General features: G+C 67.8%; 18 protein-coding genes. 7 read left to right on the top strand and 11 right to left on the bottom strand.

Going from position 1 to position 21982, the window contains the following annotated elements:
- Positions 1 to 23: 23 nt before the first annotated feature.
- The 5 genes from ACNO8X_RS07655 to ACNO8X_RS07635 all read right to left on the bottom strand — a co-directional run bounded on the left by ACNO8X_RS07655 (position 24) and on the right by ACNO8X_RS07635 (position 3795).
- On the bottom strand, positions 24 to 1541 hold the full coding sequence (locus ACNO8X_RS07655) for an aldehyde dehydrogenase family protein (RefSeq protein ID WP_418004814.1): 1518 nt from the start codon (positions 1539 to 1541) through the stop codon (positions 24 to 26).
- A gap of 88 nt (positions 1542 to 1629) precedes the next feature.
- Positions 1630 to 2193: a PA-phosphatase gene (locus tag ACNO8X_RS07650; RefSeq protein WP_418004813.1), complete on the bottom strand. Its 564-nt coding sequence runs from the start codon at positions 2191 to 2193 to the stop codon at positions 1630 to 1632.
- A complete protein-coding gene (locus ACNO8X_RS07645; RefSeq protein WP_418004812.1) occupies positions 2190 to 2723 on the bottom strand; it encodes a mycothiol transferase in 534 nt (177 codons plus the stop codon). Before ACNO8X_RS07645 ends, ACNO8X_RS07650 begins: the two co-directional genes overlap by 4 nt.
- Positions 2724 to 3107: a VOC family protein gene (locus tag ACNO8X_RS07640; RefSeq protein ID WP_043984863.1), complete on the bottom strand. Its 384-nt coding sequence runs from the start codon at positions 3105 to 3107 to the stop codon at positions 2724 to 2726.
- An 82-nt stretch (positions 3108 to 3189) separates the two neighbouring features.
- The gene (locus tag ACNO8X_RS07635) at positions 3190 to 3795 is read right to left on the bottom strand and encodes a hypothetical protein (RefSeq protein ID WP_418004811.1); all 606 of its coding nucleotides are present in this window, start codon (positions 3793 to 3795) and stop codon (positions 3190 to 3192) included.
- A 134-nt stretch (positions 3796 to 3929) separates the two neighbouring features.
- Between ACNO8X_RS07635 and ACNO8X_RS07630 the strand changes: the two genes are divergently transcribed.
- The 3 genes from ACNO8X_RS07630 (at position 3930) to ACNO8X_RS07620 (ending at position 6948) form a co-directional block, all read left to right on the top strand.
- Positions 3930 to 5678, top strand: a complete 1749-nt coding sequence (locus tag ACNO8X_RS07630) for an N-acyl-D-amino-acid deacylase family protein (protein ID WP_418004810.1) — start codon at positions 3930 to 3932, stop codon at positions 5676 to 5678.
- Positions 5679 to 5703: 25 nt separating this feature from the next.
- On the top strand, positions 5704 to 6054 hold the full coding sequence (locus ACNO8X_RS07625; RefSeq protein ID WP_418004809.1) for a pyridoxamine 5'-phosphate oxidase family protein: 351 nt from the start codon (positions 5704 to 5706) through the stop codon (positions 6052 to 6054).
- Between the two features lie 63 nt (positions 6055 to 6117).
- Positions 6118 to 6948: an endonuclease domain-containing protein gene (locus tag ACNO8X_RS07620; RefSeq protein ID WP_418004808.1), complete on the top strand. Its 831-nt coding sequence runs from the start codon at positions 6118 to 6120 to the stop codon at positions 6946 to 6948.
- A 68-nt stretch (positions 6949 to 7016) separates the two neighbouring features.
- Here the strand turns inward: ACNO8X_RS07620 and ACNO8X_RS07615 are convergent, their stop codons facing one another.
- From ACNO8X_RS07615 to ACNO8X_RS07605, 3 genes are all read right to left on the bottom strand, one after another.
- Positions 7017 to 8540, bottom strand: a complete 1524-nt coding sequence (locus ACNO8X_RS07615; protein ID WP_418004807.1) for a hypothetical protein — start codon at positions 8538 to 8540, stop codon at positions 7017 to 7019.
- A 212-nt stretch (positions 8541 to 8752) separates the two neighbouring features.
- The gene (gene groL / locus ACNO8X_RS07610) at positions 8753 to 10378 is read right to left on the bottom strand and encodes a chaperonin GroEL (protein WP_043401237.1); all 1626 of its coding nucleotides are present in this window, start codon (positions 10376 to 10378) and stop codon (positions 8753 to 8755) included.
- Between the two features lie 207 nt (positions 10379 to 10585).
- On the bottom strand, positions 10586 to 11146 hold the full coding sequence (locus ACNO8X_RS07605; RefSeq protein ID WP_418005813.1) for a TetR/AcrR family transcriptional regulator: 561 nt from the start codon (positions 11144 to 11146) through the stop codon (positions 10586 to 10588).
- Between the two features lie 102 nt (positions 11147 to 11248).
- Here ACNO8X_RS07605 and ACNO8X_RS07600 point away from each other — a divergent pair, with 102 nt between their 5' ends.
- Complete coding sequence (locus ACNO8X_RS07600; RefSeq protein ID WP_418004806.1) at positions 11249 to 12154, top strand: SDR family NAD(P)-dependent oxidoreductase; 906 nt, start codon at positions 11249 to 11251, stop codon at positions 12152 to 12154.
- Positions 12155 to 12231: 77 nt separating this feature from the next.
- Here the strand turns inward: ACNO8X_RS07600 and ACNO8X_RS07595 are convergent, their stop codons facing one another.
- Entirely contained in the window at positions 12232 to 12567 is a 336-nt protein-coding gene (locus ACNO8X_RS07595) for a pentapeptide repeat-containing protein (RefSeq protein WP_418004805.1), read from the bottom strand.
- 842 nt (positions 12568 to 13409) lie between these two features.
- On the opposite strand from ACNO8X_RS07595, the gene ACNO8X_RS07590 reads away from it, so the two are divergent.
- Complete coding sequence (locus tag ACNO8X_RS07590) at positions 13410 to 18002, top strand: PGRS repeat-containing protein (protein ID WP_418004804.1); 4593 nt, start codon at positions 13410 to 13412, stop codon at positions 18000 to 18002.
- A 77-nt stretch (positions 18003 to 18079) separates the two neighbouring features.
- Here the strand turns inward: ACNO8X_RS07590 and ACNO8X_RS07585 are convergent, their stop codons facing one another.
- Positions 18080 to 18757, bottom strand: coding sequence for a M24 family metallopeptidase (locus tag ACNO8X_RS07585; RefSeq protein ID WP_418005812.1), 678 nt, complete (start codon positions 18755 to 18757; stop codon positions 18080 to 18082).
- A gap of 31 nt (positions 18758 to 18788) precedes the next feature.
- The gene (locus ACNO8X_RS07580; protein ID WP_418004803.1) at positions 18789 to 19550 is read right to left on the bottom strand and encodes a polysaccharide deacetylase family protein; all 762 of its coding nucleotides are present in this window, start codon (positions 19548 to 19550) and stop codon (positions 18789 to 18791) included.
- A 138-nt stretch (positions 19551 to 19688) separates the two neighbouring features.
- Between ACNO8X_RS07580 and ACNO8X_RS07575 the strand changes: the two genes are divergently transcribed.
- Both ACNO8X_RS07575 and ACNO8X_RS07570 read left to right on the top strand, forming a co-directional pair.
- Positions 19689 to 20186, top strand: a complete 498-nt coding sequence (locus ACNO8X_RS07575; RefSeq protein WP_418004802.1) for a cupin domain-containing protein — start codon at positions 19689 to 19691, stop codon at positions 20184 to 20186.
- Between the two features lie 348 nt (positions 20187 to 20534).
- Entirely contained in the window at positions 20535 to 21980 is a 1446-nt protein-coding gene (locus ACNO8X_RS07570) for a hypothetical protein (RefSeq protein WP_418004801.1), read from the top strand.
- The last annotated feature ends 2 nt before the right edge of the window (positions 21981 to 21982 follow it).

The raw sequence follows: 21982 nt of genomic DNA, 5'->3' as shown, positions 1-21982 counted from the left end.
GTCACGGTGAACAACAGGTGGCGCTACTTGGCGGTGCGCTTCGACCGGATCAGCGAAACCTTGGTCAGCACGTTGTTCATGCGGGCCAGGGCCTTCATCGAGTTGTGGTAGTAGTTGCCGCCGGTGCCCTTGCTGGTACGTGGCTCCACCACGGTCTCCTGGCGGCAGAACTTGCGGATGCCCTCGGCCCCACCGAAGCGCGCACCGATGCCCGACGTCTTCCAGCCGCCCATCGGGGCGGTGGTGCACATCAGGTTGGCCAGCACGTCGTTGATGTTCACCGCACCGCAGTCGAGCTGGAGCGCAACATCTTTGGCCCGCTGCACGTCGCCGGAGAACACGGTGGCGCTCAACCCGTACTGGCTGTCGTTGGCCAGGCGGACCGCGTCACCGACCGTGGCGACCTTCATGATCGGCAGCGTCGGGCCGAACGTCTCCTCGGTCATGCAGGCCATCGAATGATCGACGTCGACGAGCACCGTCGGCGGGTAGAAGCTGCCCGGGCCGTCGGGGCGCTTGCCACCGGTCAGCGCCCGGGCACCGGCCGCCACGGCCTCGTTGACGTGCCGCTCGGTGATGTCCACCTGGCCGGCGTCGATCTGGGCGCCCAGGTGGTAGCCCTCGCCGGCGCCCACCTTGAGGTTCTGCACGGCCTTGACGACGGCGTCGACGAACGCGTCGTAGGCCGGCTCCAGCACGTAGACGCGCTCGACGGACACACAGGTCTGCCCCGCGTTGAACATCGCGCCCCAGACCGCGGCGTTCGCGGCCAGCTCCACGTCGGCGTCCTCCAGGACGATCATGGGGTCCTTGCCGCCGAGTTCGAGGCTGACCGGGGTGAGACGACGGGCCGCGCGCTCCATGACCTTGCGGCCGGTGGCTGTCGAGCCGGTGAACTGGATGAAGTCGGAGTTGTCGATGACGGCCTCGGATATCTCGCGGGCACCCTGTGCCAGGGCCAGCACCTCGGGTGCACCGGAGTCGGTCCAGCCGCGCAGCAGCAGTTCGGCGGTCAGCGGGGTCCGCTCGGACGGCTTGAGCAGCACGGCACAGCCGGCGGCGAGCGCCCCGATGGCATCCATCAGCGCGTTGGCCACCGGGTAGTTCCACGGCGCGATGACACCGACGACCGCACGCGGGCGGTAGTGCACGGTGATCTTCTTGACCGACAGCATCGGCATGGGGGCCGGCCGGGTATCGGGCGCCAGCGCCTTCTCCATGGTCTTGACCACGTACGAGATGATCAGGATCGCCAGCGGGATTTCGGCCTTGGCGTCGACCATCGACTTGCCGGTCTCACGGACCAGCAGGGTCTCGATCTCGTCGCGGTGGTCGTTGAGCCACACCGCGAAACGTGCCAGCACCTTCGCCCGGCCCTGCGGCCCGCGGGCCTCCCACTCTCGCTGCGCGGCCCGCAGGCCGGCCGCGATCCGTGGTACGTCAGCCGGGTCCGTCCAGCGCACGGTCCCAGCGATGGCCCCGGTGGCGGGGTCGTAGATGGTGCCGGAACCGGGCGATTGGACGTCAGACGTAGCGGTCATACGGCCATGGTAACGACCAGGTGTGACACGGGTCGCACCCGGCTTGACGCGTGTCAAAAAATCTCCCCGGCGGCATCACGGCCGCGCCTCAATAGACCGCGGGCGGAGCTTTCGCCGCAGCCAGGCGCGCAGCCAGGCACACCACACTGGACCCGAACAGCAGCGCGCCGAGGGTGTCCGTGAAGTAGTGGTAGGTGAAGGCCTGGCCGAGCATGCCCAGCGGGACGAAGACGCCCGCCAGCACTCGAGTCCACAGCACCGCCCCGGCTGCTACGACGATCACGCCCAGCACGGTCACCATCAACACCGTGTGCCCACTGGGGTAGGCCAGTGCCCCGCTCTTGTGCCGGCCGAACAGCTCCTTGAGTCCGCGCTCGATGAACACCGCCAACTGCGGCGTCAGCGCGATGACCGCGGCGAGGCGCCAGCGCTTCTGCCACAACGTGATTCCCACCGCGATCACCAGCATCACCATGAGCACGCGCGGGTCCGTGAAGAACAGCAGCCAGCCCGAATACGGCTGACCGGCCCGGCCCGCATACTGGAAGACGTCGTCGACGGACGTGGAGCCCGTGCCGACGCCCCACCCCAACAGGGCCATCATCGCCAGCCCGACCGGCGGCCACCAGCGGACGAACTTCTCGACCGTCATCTGTGCGCGGCGATGCCCCGCACGTACGCGGCCTGACCCAGGTGCTGCGCGCAGTCGTCGACGATGCTGACCAGTCGCACGCTCGCGGTGACCGGCGGATTCCAGCGTCGGTCGACGATGCGCTCGAGCTCCTCCGACGTGACGGTCGCGACATACTCCAGCGTGACCTTGTGCACCGCGCGGTAGTAGCCGACCAACAACTCAACCGGCGGCCGCACCTTGCCGACATCTTCAGGAGTGTGGCCGTACCCGATGTCGTAGCCGGGCGCATCACTGTGCGGCAGGTCCAGCGCGAACCGCTGCTCCCAGCCTTCGCTCGTCCACACCTGCTCGACACCTGCGACGTCGCACAGCTGCATGTCCTGGCACCGCGCGCTGTGCCACAACAGCCACGCAATGCTGTTGGCCTCCGGCGTCGGACGCCAACACGACACCTCTTCAGAGAGGCCGTCGGTGACCTCGTCGACGTGCTCGATGAGCCGAGTGAACGAGTCGCGCAACAGTTCTCGCGCCGCCGCGGTGTCAGACATCTATCCGGCCGCGCCGTGGAAGACCGCCTCGACGTTGTTGCCGTCAGGGTCACGGACGAACGCACCGAAGTAACCGGGGTGGTATTCGGGCCAGAGCCGGGGCGCGTGCAAGGACTCTGCACCGAGTGCGACTGCCGCGTCGTGGAATGCGCTCACCGCATCGACATCGGCGGCCTGAAAAGCAAAGTGCACCTCGCGGTTCGGGCCCGACGCCTCCCCCGCGCTGGCATCGGCGATCCAGAAGTCCGGCTTGCCGTCGCGGCCGTAGCCGATGGCGATTCCGAAGTCCATCTGCCGGCTGAACCCGAGCACACCGAGTACACCGTCGTAGAACTGCTGAGATTTGGCCCAGTCACTGCAGTTGATACCGAAATGGTCGATCATGCCCCGATCGTGCCACGGGGCACCGACAACTCGGAGCGACGAACCCGAGATGGGTCCGCCGCCCCGATCGTTCAGTCGTCGGTCAGTTGTCGGCCAAGGTGCGGTAGAGCGCCTTCTTGGCCTCGGCGACTGCCGCGGACAGCGTCGTGACAGCCGCCGACAGGTCGGCCTTCTGCGCGTCGTTGCCGGTGAACTTGATCGTGCGCGCCAGCCCGGCGAGCTCGAACAAATCCTTGCGCAGCTTGATGACGTCGCCGAACTTCCCGGCCTGCCCGAGGAATGCCTGCACCGTCTCGCTGCTGACACCGCGCCAGGCGAGCAGCTGCTCACCGAACTCGGTCAGCGTCGCGACACCGTCCTCGACCGTGGCCACGCCACGAGCCGCGAGCAGCGAGAGGACGAACTCGACCTTGTCGACCGGCGGGGTGAACGCGCCGTCGGTGATCTCCGAAACCCGCTGCGCGAGCTGATCGGCCGTGGCCGGGCCTTCCTGTAGTAGCGCGGCCGCCGCAATCGCGGCACGCTTGATACGACCCCGGAAGAAGTGGTGTCCGGCGCCCGGCCCGAAGCCGCCGCCGAAACCACCGCCGAAGCCCGGGCCGCCGGGGCCACCCGCGCCGGGACCGAAGCCCCCGAATCCCGGGCCGAAGCCCCCACCGAAACCGGGGCCGAAACCAGCTGAAAACATCGCAATTCCTTTCATTGATTCGATGCATCTTGTACCTATCACGATACATCGGTTTTGCAATGCCTAGCCGTTCTAATCTTCAACTCAAAGCCAACTCACAGATCTGATGAGGGCCTGAGTCGTACGTTGTTCACATGAACGAAGCGGGCGCGGCCTACGACATCGTCATTCGCAACGGACTCATCGCCGACGGGTTGGGTGGCGCACCGTTCCAGGGCGACGTCGCAGTTCAGGATGGGTTTATCGCCGCAGTGGGCACCGTCGAAGGAGCCGGCGCCCGCGAGATCGACGCCACCGGCCTGCTCGTCACGCCGGGCTTCGTGGACCTGCACACCCACTACGACGGACAGGCCATCTGGTCGGATCGGATGACCCCGTCTTCCGCTCACGGCGTAACCACCGCGGTCATGGGCAACTGCGGCGTCGGCTTCGCACCGTGCCGGCCCGACGACCACGACGTGCTCGTCGACGTGATGGCCGGGGTCGAGGACATTCCCGGCGTGGTGATGGTCGACGGCCTGCCCTGGACCTGGGAGACCTTCCCCGAATTCCTCGACGCGGTTGACGCGGGACGCCGCGATATCGATGTGGCCGCGTTCCTGCCGCACTCCCCGCTGCGGGTGTACGTGATGGGCCGGCGCGGCGTCGACCGCGAACCCGCCACCCCCGAGGACCTCGCCCTGATGCGCAAGCTGGCGGCCGAGGCCGTGGAGTGCGGCGCCCTGGGGTTCGCGTCGTCGCGGCTGACGCTGCACAAGACCTCCGGCGGGCAACCCATCCCGAGCCACGACGCAGCGCAGGTCGAGATCGAGGCCATCGCCCGCGGCGTGGAAGACGGCGGCGGCGGACTGATCCAGTTCGTGCCCGATCTACTTGCCGGCGACTACGAGGTCGCCCTGAAAACCGTGTTCGACGTGGCGGCCGACGTCGGCCTGCCCGTCACGTTCACCCTGGCCGTCGGCAACGCCGGGCCGGCCACGTTCGAGGACGCGCTGCGGATGGTCGAGAAGGCCAACGAGAATGCCGGAGTCGGCGGTCCGCTCATTACCGCACAGATCTTCCCGCGCCCCATCGGTCTGGTCATCGGCCTGGAGCTGTCCGGCAATCCGTTCGTGCTGTATCCGTCATACCGCGAGATCGCCGATCTGCCGTTGGCCGAACGCGTCGCCGAGATGCGCAAACCCGAAGTGCGTCAACGCATTCTGAACGACACCGCGGCCGCCGACGGCCATCCACTGATGTTCGCGGCGCAGGCGTGGGACTACATGTTCCCGCTCGGCACTCCCCCGAATTACGAACCGGCACCGTCGGATTCGATCGCCGCACGGGCCGCCGCCCGCGGCGTCAGCCCGCTCGAAGAGGCGTATGACCGGGTGCTCGACGACGACGGCCACGCCATGCTGCTGGTGACGCTCGCCAACTTCCGCGACGGGTCACTCAACACGGTGGCCGAACTGATCCAGCGCGACGACGTCATCCTGGGCCTCGGCGACGGCGGCGCCCACTACGGAATGATCTGCGACGCTTCATTTCCCACGTACCTGCTGACGCACTGGGTACGTGACCGCGCGGCCGGCCGACTGGACCTTGCGCACGCCGTGAAGGAGCTGACGTCGATCCCGGCTCGCGTCGCGGGCCTGGCCGACCGCGGCCGAATCACGGTGGGTTACAAGGCCGATCTCAACGTGATCGACCATGACGCACTGACGTTGCACAAGCCGACCATCGCGCACGACCTGCCCGCCGGTGGGCGTCGCCTGGATCAGACCGCCGACGGTTACGTCGCGACCATCGTGTCCGGCGAGATCATCGCGGAGAACGGTGTGCCGACCGCGGCCCGGCCGGGCCGGTTGGTCCGCGGCCGGCAAGCGGCGCCGGCCTGAGGTTGCGGCGACCTATCCTGACGTCATGAGTGTGAAGGTGGATCTCGACAAGCTCGGCGACACCCTGGCCGACTTCCCTTTCGGCTTCCTGATCACCGTCGGTGACGATTTTCGCCCGCACACGGTGGCCGTGACCCCGGTGTTCGGCGGCGGCGCGCTCACGATCGAACCCGTCGGAAACACCACCCGGGGCAATGCCGGCGCCCACCCGGTCGTGACGGTGCTGTGGCCGCCGCGGGAACCCACGGGCTACTCGCTGATCGTCGACGGGACCGCCGAAGCCACCGATGCGGGCCTGCGGGTGGTACCGACGCGAGCGGTGTTGCATCGCAGCCCCGAAGGCATACACGACTGCGTTTCGCTCAAGGAGACCTGAGTTATCCACAGGCTGACACCCCGGGGACTGTCGTCGACGACGTCTGTCGGCTGCTATTGAGCGATGGGGGAAATCGAACAACTGCTTGCCGCGAACGGCGGGGTGGCATCCGCGGCGCAACTGCGGGAGGTGGGCTGGTCGCACCGGCAGATCAAGAAGCAGGGGTGGCAGCCGTTGCGGCGTGGCTGGTACGCCGGCCCGTCCGCCGACCCGCAAGTTGTGCGCGCGGTCGCGGCCGGGGGTGTCTTGGGCTGCGCCTCGGCACTGCGCCGCTTCCAGGTGTGGGTTCCCGATTCCGGTTTGCACATCCGGTACCCGGAGCGAGCACGCAAATCACAATCGAGAGTCCGGTCCTGCCACCCGTACCGACGTGATCCACCGATCACCGGGGCCATCGATCCCGTGGATATCGCAGTCGCATCGGCCGCGAACTGCCTGGATGCCGAGGGGCTCGTCGTGGTCCTGGACTCGATGCTGAACAAACGCATGATCCAGATGGCCGACGCGCGGGACATTGTCGCCGCATCGCGTTTCGCCTGGCTGCACCTGGCCGAGCGATGTGATCCGGACAGCGAGTCCGGCATAGAGACCATGATCCGGTTGCGACTGCGGGCATTGCGAATCCACCTACGCACTCAGGTGCACATCCCAGGAGTCGGACGAATCGACCTTCTCGTGGGCGACAGACTGATCATCGAAGCCGATAGCCGCGAACACCACATACCCAGATATCAGGCCGACCGGACGAGGGACAGAGTGGCGACGGGCATGGGGTATCTGGTGATTCGGCTGACCTATGAGGATGTTGTCTACCGCTGGGACACGGTGGCGGCGGACATCCTGGCCATAATCCGGCGGGACGGACACCTGGGCCCGATCACAACGTCGGCCTGAGAGCGCCGATAACCGGATATAGCCTCAACAACGCTCTCAGCCCGACATTGTGTCAGCCGTTGCGAACGTCAGGCAGCTGCATCCGCGCCGGTCGAATCGGAATGCGCGCTCCCGGCAGGCTTGTCGGCTCCCTCGGATGCCGATGGCTTGTCGGCTCCGCCAGGCGCCGACGCTGGAACCGTTGCCTTGTCGGGGCGGCCCGTGGCCGTGCCGGTCTGGGCGGACTTGGCACCCGGCCGAACCTTGTTGCCGGACTTGACCTTGTCTGCCTTCTTATCCGGCTTGCCGGTTGCGCTGCCCTGCGTGTCCGGCTTTGCTTCCGGAGCCTTCGAGGTCTCAGGGTCCTTCGAGGTGTCCGGGGTTTTCGAGGCGTCGGAGGAATCCGGGGCTTTCGTGGTGTCAACAGCCGTCGCGGTATCGACAGCCTTCGTGGTGTCAACAGCCTTCGCGGTATCGACAGCCGTCGCGGTATCGACAGCCGTCGCGGTATCGACAGCCGTCGCGGTATCGACAGCCGTCGCGGTATCGACAGCCGTCGCGGTATCGACAGCCTTCGCGGTATCGGGAGTCTTCGTGACGTCCGGAGTCTTCGCCGTGTCCGGCACCGTGAGAGTCACAGCGTTCGCGCTCGGCCCGCTGGCCGCCGGGACGTCGCCGGCCGCAACCCCTGAGACCGCGGCTGTCGGCACCGGTCCTGCCCCTGCGGCCGTTGTCGCGGCCAGGGTCGGCGGTGTCGGCGTCGGAAGGTTCGACAGCAGATTGTCGAGCCCCTGCTGGATGCTCGCTTCCAAGTTGGTCGCGAACTGGCCGACGGGTCCCGGAAGCGTGGTCAGCGGGTAGCCGAGATCGTGGATCAAGTATCCGGCGAGTCCGCCTTGTGCGTCGGAGCCGAGTAGCCCGTAGACCAGATTGCTGACCAGGCCGGGAATGTCCTGCGGGAATTTGATGGCCGACTCGATGGTCGCGGCCACGTTGTAGGGCAGGAAGCCGACGTAGTCGGCCACATCCCACAGCGCCCAAACCGGAGACAGCGCAACGTTGTTCACGGACGTCAGGATGCGCCCGGCAGTGGTCGCCCAGAAAGCATCGGTCGCGGCGACCCCGTCGGCCGCATCGGGCAGCCCGCCAAGAGCGGAACCGATGATGTTGGCGATGCCGTCGACGAGTCCGTTGATCAAGCCGGGCTGGGTGGTGCTCGGGCCCACCGGATAGGGGAACGCGTAGGCGATGGTGCCGATCGCGTTCGCTTTGAGGTCCCACGGAAAGGTGTAGTACGGATACGACTCGGCCGGGTTGGCGTACCGATTGACCAGCCAGCTCAACACCGAAGGGGCATAGTCCGGGCGTTGCACGGCGACCGCGATGGCGGTCAGCGCGTCGAACGGCAACGAGATCACCGCTTCGATCGGAATGGCGACGCTGCCGGCGACTCCGTCGACGAACCAGCCCGCACTTCCGAGCGCATCGGTGATCAACGAGGTGTTGGCCACGTTGGCCTCGATGGCCGGTAGCGCGCGTTCGGCCGCGCCGATTGATGCGCCGGCCGCGACCACGCCGGCGGTCAGAGCCGCCGCGGCCAATTTGGTCGGCATCAGCCGAATCGAAGCACCCATAACAGCGACCCCCTCGGAAGTGTGCCGGGCAACTGAACAATGCAGCGCCGACGAAGGAACCAATATTGACTTAGATGTCAATACTTACCAGATTCCCGGTGTCCGCGTACTTTGTTCGCAGCCAACCCGAGGGCGCACGAAAAAGCCCCGACTCGCCAAGCGAGCCGGGGCTTCCCGTAAAAGAGCTGGACTTAGAAGTCCATACCGCCCATGCCACCGGTCGGGTCGCCCGCGGGCGCTCCGGCCTTCTCCGGCTTGTCGGCGACGACAGCCTCGGTGGTGAGGAACAGCGCCGCGATGGACGCCGCGTTCTGCAGCGCCGAGCGGGTGACCTTGACCGGGTCGGCAACGCCGGCGGCCAGCAGGTCCTCGTACACGTTGGTCGCGGCGTTCAGGCCGTGACCGGCGGGCAGGTTCGACACCTTCTCGGCGACGACGCCCGGCTCCAGACCACCGTTGAAGGCGATCTGCTTCAGCGGAGCCGACAGCGCGACGCGCACGATGTTGGCACCGGTGGCCTCGTCACCCTCGAGCGACAGGGCGTCCAGGGCCGGAGCCGACTGCAGCAGGGCCACGCCACCACCGGCGACGATGCCCTCTTCGACGGCAGCCTTCGCGTTGCGAACGGCGTCCTCGATGCGGTGCTTGCGCTCCTTGAGCTCCACCTCGGTGGCAGCGCCGGCCTTGATGACTGCAACGCCACCGGCCAGCTTGGCCAGGCGCTCCTGCAGCTTCTCGCGGTCGTAGTCGGAGTCGCTGTTCTCGATCTCGGCGCGGATCTGGGCGACACGGCCCTGGATCGCGTCGGCGTCGCCGGCGCCCTCGACGATGGTGGTCTCGTCCTTGGTGACCACGATCTTGCGGGCGGTGCCCAGCAGGCTGACGTCAGCGGTGTCCAGCGACAGGCCGACCTCTTCGCTGATGACCTGGCCACCGGTGAGGATCGCCATGTCCTGCAGCATCGCCTTGCGACGGTCACCGAAGCCCGGGGCCTTGACGGCGACGGACTTGAAGGTGCCGCGGATCTTGTTGACGACCAGGGTCGACAGGGCTTCGCCCTCGACGTCCTCGGCGATGATCAGCAGCGGCTTGCCGGACTGGATGACCTTCTCCAGCAGCGGCAGCAGGTCCTTGACGGTCGAGATCTTCGAGCTGACCAGCAGGATGTAGGGATCCTCCAGGACGGCTTCCTGGCGCTCGGCGTCGGTCACGAAGTAACCCGAGATGTAGCCCTTGTCGAAGCGCATACCCTCGGTGAGCTCCAGCTGCAGGCCGAAGGTGTTGCTCTCCTCGACGGTGATGACACCCTCGTTGCCGACCTTGTCCATGGCCTCGGCGATCAGGTCACCGATGGACTGGTCACCGGCCGAGATACCGGCGGTGGCAGCGATCTGCTCCTTGGTCTCGATGGCCTTGGCGGAAGCCAGCAGCGACGCGGTCACGGCCTCGACGGCCTTCTCGATGCCGCGCTTCAGGCCGAGCGGGTTGGCGCCGGCAGCGACGTTGCGCAGGCCTTCGCGAACCAGGGCCTGGGCCAGCACGGTGGCGGTGGTGGTGCCGTCGCCCGCGACGTCGTCGGTCTTCTTGGCGACCTCTTTGACCAGCTCAGCGCCGATCTTCTCGTACGGGTCCTCCAGCTCGATCTCCTTGGCGATGGACACACCATCGTTGGTGATCGTGGGGGCGCCCCACTTCTTCTCCAGGACGACGTTGCGACCCTTGGGGCCCAGCGTCACCTTTACCGCGTCGGCGAGGCTGTTCAGGCCCCGCTCGAGGCCGCGACGGGCCTCTTCGTCGTACGCAATTGTCTTGGCCATTGCGAAGTAATTCCTCCGGTTGGGAATTGCACGTCTTTGGTCAGGCGCAGCGCCCGCGACGGACGACCTGGGGCTGTGCTCGCAGATGCGGCCCCGGCCTCACTGTCCCGACCTAGCACTCACCTATCGAGAGTGCCAAGGTTGTTTTTAGCACTCAGACAGGGCGAGTGCAAGGTCGTTCACCGTCCGCGAACCGCGGTTTCCGCCTCAGCGCGGTCGCAATCCGTCCATCATCAACTCGACCACCCGCTCGGCAGCGTCGGGGTTGTAGCGCTGCGCGGCCTGCGCCGCCACGAGCAGCGTCTTGATCTCGGGCACCGAGACGTCAGTGCGGACGGCGCCGGCGAGCTGCGCCGCCGTCAACAATTCACCGAGCAACGCCAGGAATTCATCCTCGACATGGGGCACCAAGGCGTTGACGTCGATCCCGAGGCCGGCGAGCGCGTCGACGAGGCCCTGATCGGTCTCTCCCCACTGGACCAGTGAGCGCAAGAAATCGAACAGCGCGTCACTCGGAGCGTCCGACGCCAAACATGCCCGACCGACATCCATGACCGACTGCAACCGATCCTCGATCACCGCACGGTAGAGATCGTCCTTGGTCGGGAAGTGTCGGTAGACGGTGCCGGCACCGACGCCCGCCCTCCGGGCGATCTCGTCGATGGGCACCGAAAGTCCCTCGTCGGCGAAGGTTTGATAGGCGACTTCCAGCACGCGGGCCCTGTTCCGGGCCGCGTCAGCACGCAGCGGCCGCTTCGGCTTGCAGATCATCATGCTCCCGGGAACAAATTAAACGGGGCTACCGTTCCGGATATGTGAAACTTCCGGGGCGCTCGCCCCGGATGAGGCCCAGGCTACCGAGGAACCGTCATGACCAAGTGGACAACCGCCAGCATTCCCGACCAGACCGGACGTACGGCCGTCATCACCGGCGCCAACACCGGGCTCGGCTACGAGACCGCAGCCGCACTCGCCGCCAAGGGTGCGCACGTCGTACTCGCCGTCCGCAACCTCGACAAGGGCAAGGATGCCGTCAACCGCATCCTCCAGGCCACCCCCGACGCCGACGTCGCCCTCCAGGAACTCGACCTCAGCTCACTGCAATCGGTCCGGGAGACCGCAGAACAGCTGAAGTCGGAGTACCCGGCGATCGACCTGCTGATCAACAACGCCGGCGTGATGTGGACGCCGAAGCAGACCACTGCCGACGGTTTCGAGATGCAGTTCGGCACCAACCACCTGGGCCATTTCGCGTTCACCGGCCTCCTGCTCGACCAGCTGCTGACGGTGCCCGGCTCCCGCGTCGTGACGGTCAGCAGCCTGGGCCACCGGATTCGCGCCGCCATCCATTTCGACGATCTGCAATGGGAACGCAGCTACAGCCGGGTGGCGGCCTATGGCCAGTCCAAGCTCGCGAACCTGCTCTTCACGTACGAACTGCAGCGACGACTGACCGGCGCGGAGACCGTCGCGCTCGCCGCGCACCCGGGCGGATCGAACACCGAGTTGGCTCGCCACGTGCCGCTGCCGCCCGCCATGGTGACACCCATCGCAGAACGGCTCTTCCAGAGTGCCGCGATGGGCGCCCTGCCCACGCTGCGCGCCGCGACCGACCCGGCCGCATACGGCGGCCAGTACTACGGGCCGGACGGACTGTTCCAGCAGACGGGCCACCCGAAGGTCGTCGGCTCGAGCGACCAGTCACATGACACCGAGTTGCAGCAGCGGCTGTGGGCGGCGTCCGAAGAACTGACCGGGGTGACGTTCCCGGTCTGACCATGGAAAAGCCCTGTGGGTTTGCGCGACAAGGGATTTCGCGCAGACCCACAGGGCTCCAGGACACCGAAAGGCTGCTAGTGCGGGTAGCCGATGTTCAGCAGGCCATTGCGCCCGTCGCCCACCGTGACGACACCGCCGCTCCCGTTGCCGATGTTCACCAGGCCGGTGCTCCCATTGCCAATGTTGGCGACGCCGGTGTTGCCGTTGCCCAGGTTGAGGATGCCCTTGTTCCCGATACCGAAATTGAGGACACCGGTGTTGAAGGCGCCGCCATTGAGCACACCGTCGTTGCTGCCGGGCCCGAGGTTGATGCCGGAGTCGGCGGACGCAGCGCCAGCGCCGAGCAGCGCGATTGCGCCAGCACCGGCTACCGCCGCCCCCAAGAGGACGGTTGAACGGATCATCGACATGACTTCTCCTTCGCTAGCCCGAATATTGATAAACCAAGGGTAGACAGTTCGCCAGCGATTGAAAAGGATTTCGGCAAATAACGCTACTTAATTTAGCGCATCCCCGAAACACACGCTCGATCAGAGTTTAATCAGGCGGATCAGCCAAACGATGCGACTACAAGATCAGCCAATCTCAGTAATTACCAACGATATTCATAGACATCCCGAGTGTGTTCGATATTGACGATACGAATCAATTTCGAACGCAATTGTCAAACCCTCGCTTGCGCACGTCATAAATACAACTGATGTGGCAAATTTTGATCCCTGCATAGTATTTACGCGACCGGGCAATTATGTAACCCGCAGATGCTGCGTATCCATTTGCTGCCAGATCCCGGCAAACAACCTCCGTGCCAGGTCCAACAGCTCGTCATAGAACCCGTCGAGCCTCAGGCTGAACATGTGCGCCCGCGGCGCGATCGCAGACCCACCTGGCGCGTTGAACGACCGTCCCCAGCGGCCCAAAGGCGCCCGATCGGTTGACCACAACCGAAATGAACGTGTTCTAAATATATTTCTTCGCACCATCCCGCCACCCCTTCAACCACGGCCACAGAGACCGCGGTCACCCGCCGGGCAACCCGCCAAAATATGCACGACAGCCGACTTTTCCGCAGGTGAGAATGCCTTTTTCAAGTTGATCCCGGTACCCGCGGTCCGCTGATATGAACGGACACACACTTTCCGCAAGATGTTCACAGCTTTCGATTACGGGTGTTAGTCTCCTCACGTTTATTTACCGGGGTGTCATATCTCACACCCGACGCGCGAGGAGGATCGTGGGCAAGCACAGGGCAGTGGGCACGAACAGCTGGTGGAGTGCGGCAGGGCCGCTCGCGGCTGCGGGATTGACGAGCGCGGCGTTCGCCAGCGCTGGTGTGATGCTGCTGCTGGGTCCCGATTCGCCGACGATGCAGTCGGTGACCGCGGACATCAGGCTCGTCAACACCGAGAGCTCGAGCGGCGACAGCGGCGCCAAGTCGGGCAACTCGAGCCCCTCCAAGGCCACGGACGGCAAGACCAAGAGCCCGACGAAGCCCAAGCCGCCGACCAAGCCCAAGCCTCAGCCCGGTGAGACGCCGGCCTCCGACGGCACCGGCAGCACCGGCAGCACGACCGACACCCCGCGAACCCCGCGCCAGCAGGCGCAGGACCGCATGCGCCAGTACGCGGACGACGCCAGAAAAGCGCTCAGCGACCTGGCGAAGGGCCCCAAGGTAAAGCCCGCTCCGGGCACCAAGCCAAAGCACGCAAGCACCGCCGGCGACACCTCGAGCGCCGCGACCGGCAGCTCCAACACGGGCACCCCGGGTACCCGTCCCGCGCGGGGTCCGCGATCGACGGCAGGCGTGGTCGCCGGCGGGCACGACGCCACCGAACCGGGCACTGCGCCGGCGACACCGCACACCACGACCAACCCGGCCGGCGCCACGACCCCGACGGTCCCGAGTGGCCCGTCCACCTCATCCGGCGCGGCAACCCCGGGCACCGGGGCGGTCATCACCGCCCCGACGACCAAGGCGTTCAACCCGATCACCAGCCTGCTGTCCGCGGTCAACCTGGGCGCCATGCTGGTCCCCCACACACCCACCAACCCCGACCAGATGCCCGGCGTCTGGGCCGTGATGGCCTGGGTGCGCCGCCAGGTCGAGTACGGCGCAGCCAACAAGCGAATGCACCCGGCCGCCCCGGCCTCCGTGGCCGCGAGCGCCCCACCGGCCACCAACCCGTTGGCCAAGCCCACTCCCCTGGGCGCCGTCAACCCCTTGGCCGCGCCCGCTCCTCTGGCAGCGGTCGGCCCGCTCGCTGTCCCCACCATCGTCCTACCCACGTTCGTCGACCCGACTGTGCTGGTCGCCAACTGGATCTATGGGAACGTGCACTTCGGCGTGCAAAGCTGGATCAACAGCCCCATCGGCTGGGTGGTCGACACCGGGATCAACCTGTTGGCCGGCCAGTACCTGATCGGCAACGGCGCCAATGGCAACGTGATCAACCCCAACGGTGGCAACGGCGGCCTGTGGTTCGGTGACGGTGGTAAGGGCTACTCGAGTGGCCTTCCTGGCGTAACCGGCGGCAACGGCGGCAACGCCCGCGGCTTCGGCAACGGCGGCTCGGGCGGCAACGGCTACTCGGGTTTCGGCATCTTCACCCCGACTGCCGGTGGTAACGGTGGCAACGCCGGCGGTATCGGCAACGGCGGCAAGGGCGGCGCGGGCGGCAACGGTGCCAATGGCGCCGATGGCCTTGCCGCGCTTGGCCAGAACGGTGACAACGGCCAGACCGGCGGCAACGGCGGCATCGGTGGCAACGGCGGCCACATCTTCGGCATCGGCGGCACGGGCGGCGCCGGCGGCAAGGCCGGCAACGGCGGTCACGGCGGCTCGGGTGTCCTCGGCGGCGGCGCCCTCGGCGGTGGCGGGAACGGCGGCAATGGCGGTAACGGCGGCGTCGGCGGCAAGGGTGGCAAGAAGGTCGGGTTCATCGGCACGGTCGGCGCCGGTGGCACCGGTGGCGCGGCCGGATACGCCGGCAACGGCGGCAACGGCTCCGACGGCAGCTCCTCGTTGATCCCGGACGGCGGCAAGGGTGGTGACGGCGGCAATGCCGGCACCGCGGGTGCCGGCGGCTTCAACGGCAGCGGCAAGAAGCAGGCCGCGACCGGTAACGCCAGCGCTACCGGTGGCAACGGCGGCAAGGGCGGCAACGGCTTCGACACCATCACCGCGATCGGCGTCGCGGGCAACGGCGGCGCCGGCGGTAACGGCGGCTCGGGTGGAACCGCGGGCAACGGCGGTAGCGGCGGCGCCGGTGGCACCGGCGGTAACGGCGCCAATGGTCTTGCCGCTCTTGGCGAAAACGGTCCGAATGGTGGCCACGGTGGCGGCGGCGGCAACGGTGGCGCCGGCGGCACCAACTCCGGCAACGGCGGCAAGGGCGGCGCCGGCGGTGGCGCCGGCAACGGTGGTTCCGGTGGTTCCGGTGTCCTCGGCGGCGGAGCCCTCGGCGGCGGCGGTAACGGCGGCAGCGGCGGTAACGGTGGCGGCGGCGGCAAGGGCGGCACCGCGGCCCATGGCACCGTCGGGGCCGGCGGCCAGGGCGGCGCGGCCGGGTCCGGCGGCAACGGCGGCAACGGCTCGGACGGCAGCTCGTCGCTGATCCCCGACGGCGGCACGGGCGGTAACGGCGGCAACGCGGGCACCTCGGGCGCTGGCGGCTTCAACGGCGCCGGCGCCAGCCAGGCCGCCAACGGCGCGGGCGGCAACGGCGGCAGCGGCGGCAAGGGCGGTAACGGGTTCAACACGATCACCGCGATCGGCGTCGCAGGCAACGGCGGCGCCGGCGGTAGCGGTGGTTCCGGCGGATCCAACGGCAATGGTGGTAACGGCGGCGTGGGCGGCATCGGCGGTAGCGGCGCCGACGGCCTTGCCGCACTGGGCCAGAACGGCCCGAACGGTGGCCATGGTGGTGCGGGCGGCACCGGTGGTGCTGGTGGCACCAACTCCGGTAACGGCGGCAGCGGCGGGACCGGCGGCGCGGCCGGTAACGGCGGCAGTGGCGGATCCGGTGTCCTCGGCGGCGGAGCCCTCGGCGGCGGCGGCAAGGGCGGCAACGGCGGTAACGGTGGAGCCGGCGGCAAGGGTGGCGCCGCGGCGCACGGCACCGTCGGCAACGGCGGCAAGGGCGGCGCGGCCGGAAACGGCAGCAACGGCGGCAATGGCTCCGACGGCAGTTCGTCGCTGATTCCCGACGGCGGCAAGGGCGGTGACGGCGGCAATGCCGGTAACGCAGGTGCCGGCGGCTTCAACGGCGCCGGCGCCAACCAGGCCGCCAACGGCGCAGGTGGCAACGGTGGCAACGGCGGTAAGGGTGGCAACGGCTTCGACACCATCACCGCGATCGGCGTCGCAGGTAACGGCGGCGCCGGCGGTAACGGTGGTTCCGGCGGCACCGACGGCAACGGCGGTAACGGTGGTTCCGGCGGCACCGGCGGTAAGGGCGCCAACGGCCTTGCCGCGCTTGGCGAAAACGGTCCCAACGGCGGACACGGTGGTGCGGGCGGCACCGGTGGTGCCGGTGGCACCAACTCCGGAAACGGCGGCAGCGGCGGGACCGGCGGCAATGCCGGCAACGGTGGTAGCGGCGGTTCGGGCGTCCTCGGCGGCTTCACCGGTGGTTCCGGTGGTGCGGGCGGCAACGGCGGCGGCGGCGGCAAGGGCGGCGCGGCAGCTCATGGCACCGTCGGCAACGGCGGCAAGGGCGGCAACGCCGGAAACGGCGGCACCGGTGGTGCGGGATCGGACGGAATTTCGTCGATCCAGCGCAACGGCGGCACGGGCGGGACCGGTGGCACCGCCGGCAGTGCCGGGGCAGGCGGCTTCAACGGCGCCGGCGCCAACCAGGCCGCCAACGGCGTAGGCGGTAACGGAGGTGACGGCGGTCGAGGCGGCAACGGCTTCGACGCCCTCACCATCCTGGGCACCGCCGGCCGCGGTGGAGACGGCGGCGCCGGCGGCTCGGGTGGCCTGACCGGTAACGGCGGCGCCGGCGGCGCAGGCGGTACCGGTGGCAACGGCGCCAACGGAACCATCGGGGCCTCGCTGGGTGCCACCGGCTTGTCCGGCAGCAACGCCGGCGCGGGCGGTAACGGTGGCGTCGGCGGCGCCGGCGGAACCGTCTCGGGCGTCGGCGGCGGAGGCGGTGCCGGCGGCACTGGCGGCACCGGCGGGTCCGGCGGCGTCGGCGGGCTCCCGGCATTCGGGTCCAACAACGCGGCCGGTATCAGCGGCGGCGGTGGCTTCGGTGGCACCGGCGGTGCAGGCGGTGCCGGTGGCACCGGTGGTGCCGGCGGATTCTCTGCGAACGGCCTCGACGGTGCCGGCGGTACCGGTGGCATCGGCGGCAATGGTGGCACCGGTGGCGACGGCCAGACCGGCGCGAACGGCACTCCGTTCATCAACGGCAATGCCGGTTCCACGGGCGGTGTCGGTGGCCACGGCGGCGCAGCGGGCGTCGGCGGCAACGGCGGAACCTCCGGCGACAATGTCGGTGGTGCCGGAGGCAACGGTGGCGTCGGTGGTACCGGCGGCACCGGTGGTGACGGCGGCAAGGGCTACAACGACAACGTGACCCAGTGGGGCAACGGCGGCAACGCCGGTGCCGGCGGCACTGGTGGCACCAGCGGCAACGGCGGTAACGGCGGCACCGGTGCGGGCACTGGCGCCGGTGGCAACGGTCCTGCCGGCGGTGCCGGGGGCGCGGGCGGTTCGGGCGGCGCCAACGGCGGCCACGGCACCCACGACGGCAGCGACGGTGCTCCGGGCAGCACCGGCGCCAGCGGTACCGGAGGCACCGGCAATCCGGCCGGCGGCACCGGAATCCTGATCTAGCCACAGATACCGAATGCGGTGTGGCGCCAATCGGCGCCACACCGCATTCGTCTATTCAGGACTGCCTCCGGATGCTGTCACCTCCGCAGGTCCAACAACTCCTCCTGGAACCCGCCGAATCGCCGACCGGGCTCGACGAGATGCACTTCCAGAATCCAATGGCACTGCCGCCCTTGGGAATCCATCCGCCGCATCGGTAGGTCCGAGCCGGGTGCGACATAGGAGTCGATCTCGTGGCCACGGATCTTCTCGTGCGGAAACTCCCCCACGAGGTGTCCGGCGATCGCGCCACCGAATTCCCAGCCGGCAGCTCGACTCAACCCGACGACGTGGTCGAACAACTGCGCGCCGGTGATATCCGGAGTCGACTCGAAGTGCGCCCGCGCCGCCTCCCACACTTTCGGTAAGTCATTGCGCAAGGCCAACTTTCGCGGATCGTCACCGAGCACGAAGGTACGGCCGAAGTCGGCTTCCCATTCCTCGAAGAGCGGGCCGAGGTCGACGAACACGATGTCGTCGGCAGCGATCACTCGGTCGGGCGGGTTCTCCCGCGCGGTCGCGAGCGTGTTCTCGCCGCCATGCACGATCCGCTTGTGCCAGTGCCGGGTGACGCCGAGGATTTCGGCCGCCAGATCACGGATCTCGTCGGTCACCTGACGCTCGCCGACGCCGGGCCGGATCAGCCCACGTTCTTCGATGGCGACGAACAGTTCCGCCGCCTTGTCCTGGGCATCCAGCAGCCGCGCGGCCCGCATGCCCTCGTCAAACTTCTCCACCGCACCGATGCTAGGCGGGCCGCACGAACTCCCACCCAGCCGCCCGCATATCGGCGATGGCCCCGCCGTAGCCGGCCGCGGTACCCGAGCCCGGATGGTTCATGTGCGAGATGACGACGGAACCAGGTTGCGCACCAACCACATTCGCGCGTACCCGAGCGGCGGGCAGCGTCGCCCCACAATCGCCGTTGACGCTGAACCCGAGCGGCTGTAGCCCGAGGTCATGCACGATCTGCACGGCCACGTCGTCGTAGTGGGCCGTGCCCGGACGGAACCAGGTGGGCGACTTCCCGGTCAGTGCGGTGAGCTTCATCTGGTTGCCCCACACCTCGTCGACGACCTCGGCAGCCGACCGCGTGCCCGCGATGCCGTAGGCGGCACGGCCGCTCACCGACAACGGCACGTGCCGGGTGCCGTGGTTACCGATCTCGAAGAGCGGATTTGCCGCAAGCTGTGCCGCCCGGTCGGGGTGCTGGTCGACCCACCGGGAGTTCAGGAACAGCACTGCCGGCACGTTGTTGCGCTGCAGTGTGTCGAGCAGTGCCTCGTCGACACCGCCGCGGCAGGCATCGAAGGTCAGGGCGATCTGCCGGCCGTTCGGCGGGAACGACGTGACGATCCCGGGCAGTGCCATTCCCCACTGGGTCGGCACCCGGCGCGCGTACTGGCCCGCGACCGCACCCGGATCCAGTGCGGCGGATGCCCGCGCGGCAAATGCCAGCGAACCGGCGGCAGCAGCCCCAGCAGCCAGGAATGCGCGTCTGGTTATCACTGCTCGGACGCTAGGCCGGGACTCTGAACAACGAGTGTCGGGAGCCTGTCAGTTTGCCGAGAACCGCGAAGGGTACGACCGCCCTATTGTGGGAACCGAGCAGCCGTCTCCGATCTCGATGGCCACCAGGAGCCGACCATGTCGTTGGTAGTACCGCCCTATCCCCCGGCCCGCTACACCGCCGACCAGCCGGAGATCAGTGCCACGCTGCGGCGCGGTGACGAGCCGGCCGACTACGACTCGCACGGCGTGATCCAGTACCACTACCTCGCGAACCAGAAGAAGACCGCGGGCGACTACGGCCTGTACCGCGTCGACATCGCGCCGCGCGGCGGTGGCCCGGGCCCGCATTTCCACCGCGCCATGTCCGAGGCCTTCTTCGTACTGTCCGGCACCATGACGCTGTACGACGGCACGGACTGGGTGCAGGCCGGGCCCAATGACTTTCTCTACGTCCCGCCGGGCGGCGTGCACGGCTTCCGCAATGAGGCCGACGAGTCCGCATCGGTGCTGATGCTGTTCGCTCCGGGAGCTCCGCGGGAGGCGTACTTCGAAGGATTCGGCCAGCTCGCCGAGATGACCGATGACGAACGCCGCGAGTGGTTCATCCGGCACGACAACTTCTTCGTCGAGTAACACCGCTGCCCCCGCGACCGCGCACGCTCGCGTGCGCGGCGGTTTTCTGCGCCTTCCCTGCACCGCAGCTGTGCACATTGAGTCATTTGTCTCTACCGACCAGTAACACAAACATCCCATGATGTGCGTTGCCGTCAATTTTTGCTCGATCCGTGATCGAACCGACGGATCAGTCAGGTACACGCTGCGCCAGGGACCGGCTGCAGCGAATGAGAGGAAACCATCTTGCACGCCGCCGTTCGTTCGTCCGTCCTTTCCGGAGCCACACTGCTGACGGCGGGAGCCATCGCAGTCGCCCCGATCCAACCGATGGCCCACGTGCCGTCGATCCCCTCGATCAGTCATGCAATGTCGACCGCCGCCGTCAACCTGACCAGCAGTCCGTTCGACCTGTACGGCCAGGTGCTGGGGACGGCCGTCGGAAACCTGCAGGCTGACGTCAAGTCGTACATGGAGATGGGCCTGTTCCCGATCCTGCGCCAGGTTCTGACCAACCAGGTCGGCACCATGACCGGTCTGGTCAACGCCCTCGGCGACAGCGGCAAGGCCGTGGTCACCGCGTTGACCACCAAGGTCCCCGGCTACCTCGGGGCCGCTGTCGGCGACCTGGGCAAGGCCAACATCGAGGGTGCGCTGAACAACCTCCAGCTCGCGATCCTGCTGCCCGTCATGGCCGCCATCAATCCGATCGGGCCCCTGCCGAAGGCCCTGGGCAACCTCATCTCGCAGCCGCTGCAGAGCATGATCAACATCGCCAACGATCTGCCGAACCTCATGCTCGAGCTGGGCGTCGGCCTCATCGGCCCGGTCGCCGGCACCCTGGGCGCCGTGGGCACTGCGACCCAGAACGTCATCAACGCCGTCAAGGCCGGCGACCTTGGCAAGCTGGCGACCGCGGTCATCCAGGCACCGGCGACCATCGTCGACGGCCTGCTCAACGGCGGCTACGGACCCAACCTCGGCGCCCTGCTGGGACTCGACATCCCGGGCTTCTCCATCTTCGGTGGCGGCCTACTCGGCGGCGGCGCAACCGTCCCCGGTGGCGCGACGATCTCCGGCACATTGCAGGCGATCGTCGCCGTGGTGAAGTCGATCCTCACCGACATCACTCCCACCAAGACACCGGCTGCGACCGCCGCGACGACGACCACCACCAAAGCCGTCTCCGATGTGGCTTCGGTGCCGTCCACCACGGCCGCGACGGTGACGCTGAGCACCGCCGCGACGACGAAGGCCGTCGCGGCGGACCCGACGAGCACCGACAAGACCAAGACCGCCGGCTTGACGAGCGAGGCCACCGGCTCGGCGACCGACACCACCACGAAGGCCACCGACACCTCGACCGACACCAATACCGGCACCAAGACGGACACCTCGACGGGCTCGAGCACCGACACCAAGACCACGGGTTCTGTCGCGGGTTCGACCTCCGCCGGTGACGGCAAGACGGGCGACACCAAGACCGGTTCCAGCCCGTCCGGCTCCAGCTCCTCCAGCTCCTCCAGCTCGAGCAGCTCCGGCTCGGGCTCCAACTCGTCCAGCTCCAGCAGCTCGGGCTCCAACAGCTCCAGCTCGAGCAGCGACGGCGGCACCAAGACGACCACGTCCGGCAACAAGGGCCATGACGGCAAGTCGGGCTCGGGTTCGAGTGCAGGTTCGACTTCGGGTTCGGCATCAGGTTCGGGTTCGGCTTCGGGCTCCGGTTCCGCCTCGGACTCGGGCGCCAAGGGCAGCCAATCCAAGGGCTCGCACCAGGGTTCGAAGAGCAAGTCGAAGTCGCACAGCGCGGCCTGACG

This window comes from Mycobacterium sp. PDNC021 (assembly GCF_048282635.1).
In the GTDB taxonomy this organism is placed as follows: domain Bacteria; phylum Actinomycetota; class Actinomycetes; order Mycobacteriales; family Mycobacteriaceae; genus Mycobacterium; species Mycobacterium llatzerense.
Note: the sequence above shows the minus strand (reverse complement) of the source record. Positions and strands in the feature narration are given on the sequence as shown.

What these genes read in the sequence shown, in the direction of transcription:
- ACNO8X_RS07650 (WP_418004813.1), bottom strand. Translation starts at nt 2,193, where the DNA reads ATGACGGTCGAGAAGTTCGTCCGCTGGTGGCCGCCGGTCGGGCTGGCG.
- ACNO8X_RS07595 (WP_418004805.1), bottom strand. Translation starts at nt 12,567, where the DNA reads ATGTCGATGATCCGTTCAACCGTCCTCTTGGGGGCGGCGGTAGCCGGT.
- ACNO8X_RS07570 (WP_418004801.1), top strand. Translation starts at nt 20,535, where the DNA reads ATGTCGACCGCCGCCGTCAACCTGACCAGCAGTCCGTTCGACCTGTAC.
- ACNO8X_RS07655 (WP_418004814.1), bottom strand. Translation starts at nt 1,541, where the DNA reads ATGACCGCTACGTCTGACGTCCAATCGCCCGGTTCCGGCACCATCTAC.
- ACNO8X_RS07620 (WP_418004808.1), top strand. Translation starts at nt 6,118, where the DNA reads ATGGGGGAAATCGAACAACTGCTTGCCGCGAACGGCGGGGTGGCATCC.
- ACNO8X_RS07630 (WP_418004810.1), top strand. Translation starts at nt 3,930, where the DNA reads ATGAACGAAGCGGGCGCGGCCTACGACATCGTCATTCGCAACGGACTC.
- ACNO8X_RS07615 (WP_418004807.1), bottom strand. Translation starts at nt 8,540, where the DNA reads ATGCCGACCAAATTGGCCGCGGCGGCTCTGACCGCCGGCGTGGTCGCG.
- ACNO8X_RS07635 (WP_418004811.1), bottom strand. Translation starts at nt 3,795, where the DNA reads ATGTTTTCAGCTGGTTTCGGCCCCGGTTTCGGTGGGGGCTTCGGCCCG.
- ACNO8X_RS07645 (WP_418004812.1), bottom strand. Translation starts at nt 2,723, where the DNA reads ATGTCTGACACCGCGGCGGCGCGAGAACTGTTGCGCGACTCGTTCACT.
- ACNO8X_RS07585 (WP_418005812.1), bottom strand. Translation starts at nt 18,757, where the DNA reads ATGCGGGCCGCGCGGCTGCTGGATGCCCAGGACAAGGCGGCGGAACTG.
- groL (WP_043401237.1), bottom strand. Translation starts at nt 10,378, where the DNA reads ATGGCCAAGACAATTGCGTACGACGAAGAGGCCCGTCGCGGCCTCGAG.
- ACNO8X_RS07575 (WP_418004802.1), top strand. Translation starts at nt 19,689, where the DNA reads ATGTCGTTGGTAGTACCGCCCTATCCCCCGGCCCGCTACACCGCCGAC.
- ACNO8X_RS07600 (WP_418004806.1), top strand. Translation starts at nt 11,249, where the DNA reads ATGACCAAGTGGACAACCGCCAGCATTCCCGACCAGACCGGACGTACG.
- ACNO8X_RS07640 (WP_043984863.1), bottom strand. Translation starts at nt 3,107, where the DNA reads ATGATCGACCATTTCGGTATCAACTGCAGTGACTGGGCCAAATCTCAG.
- ACNO8X_RS07625 (WP_418004809.1), top strand. Translation starts at nt 5,704, where the DNA reads ATGAGTGTGAAGGTGGATCTCGACAAGCTCGGCGACACCCTGGCCGAC.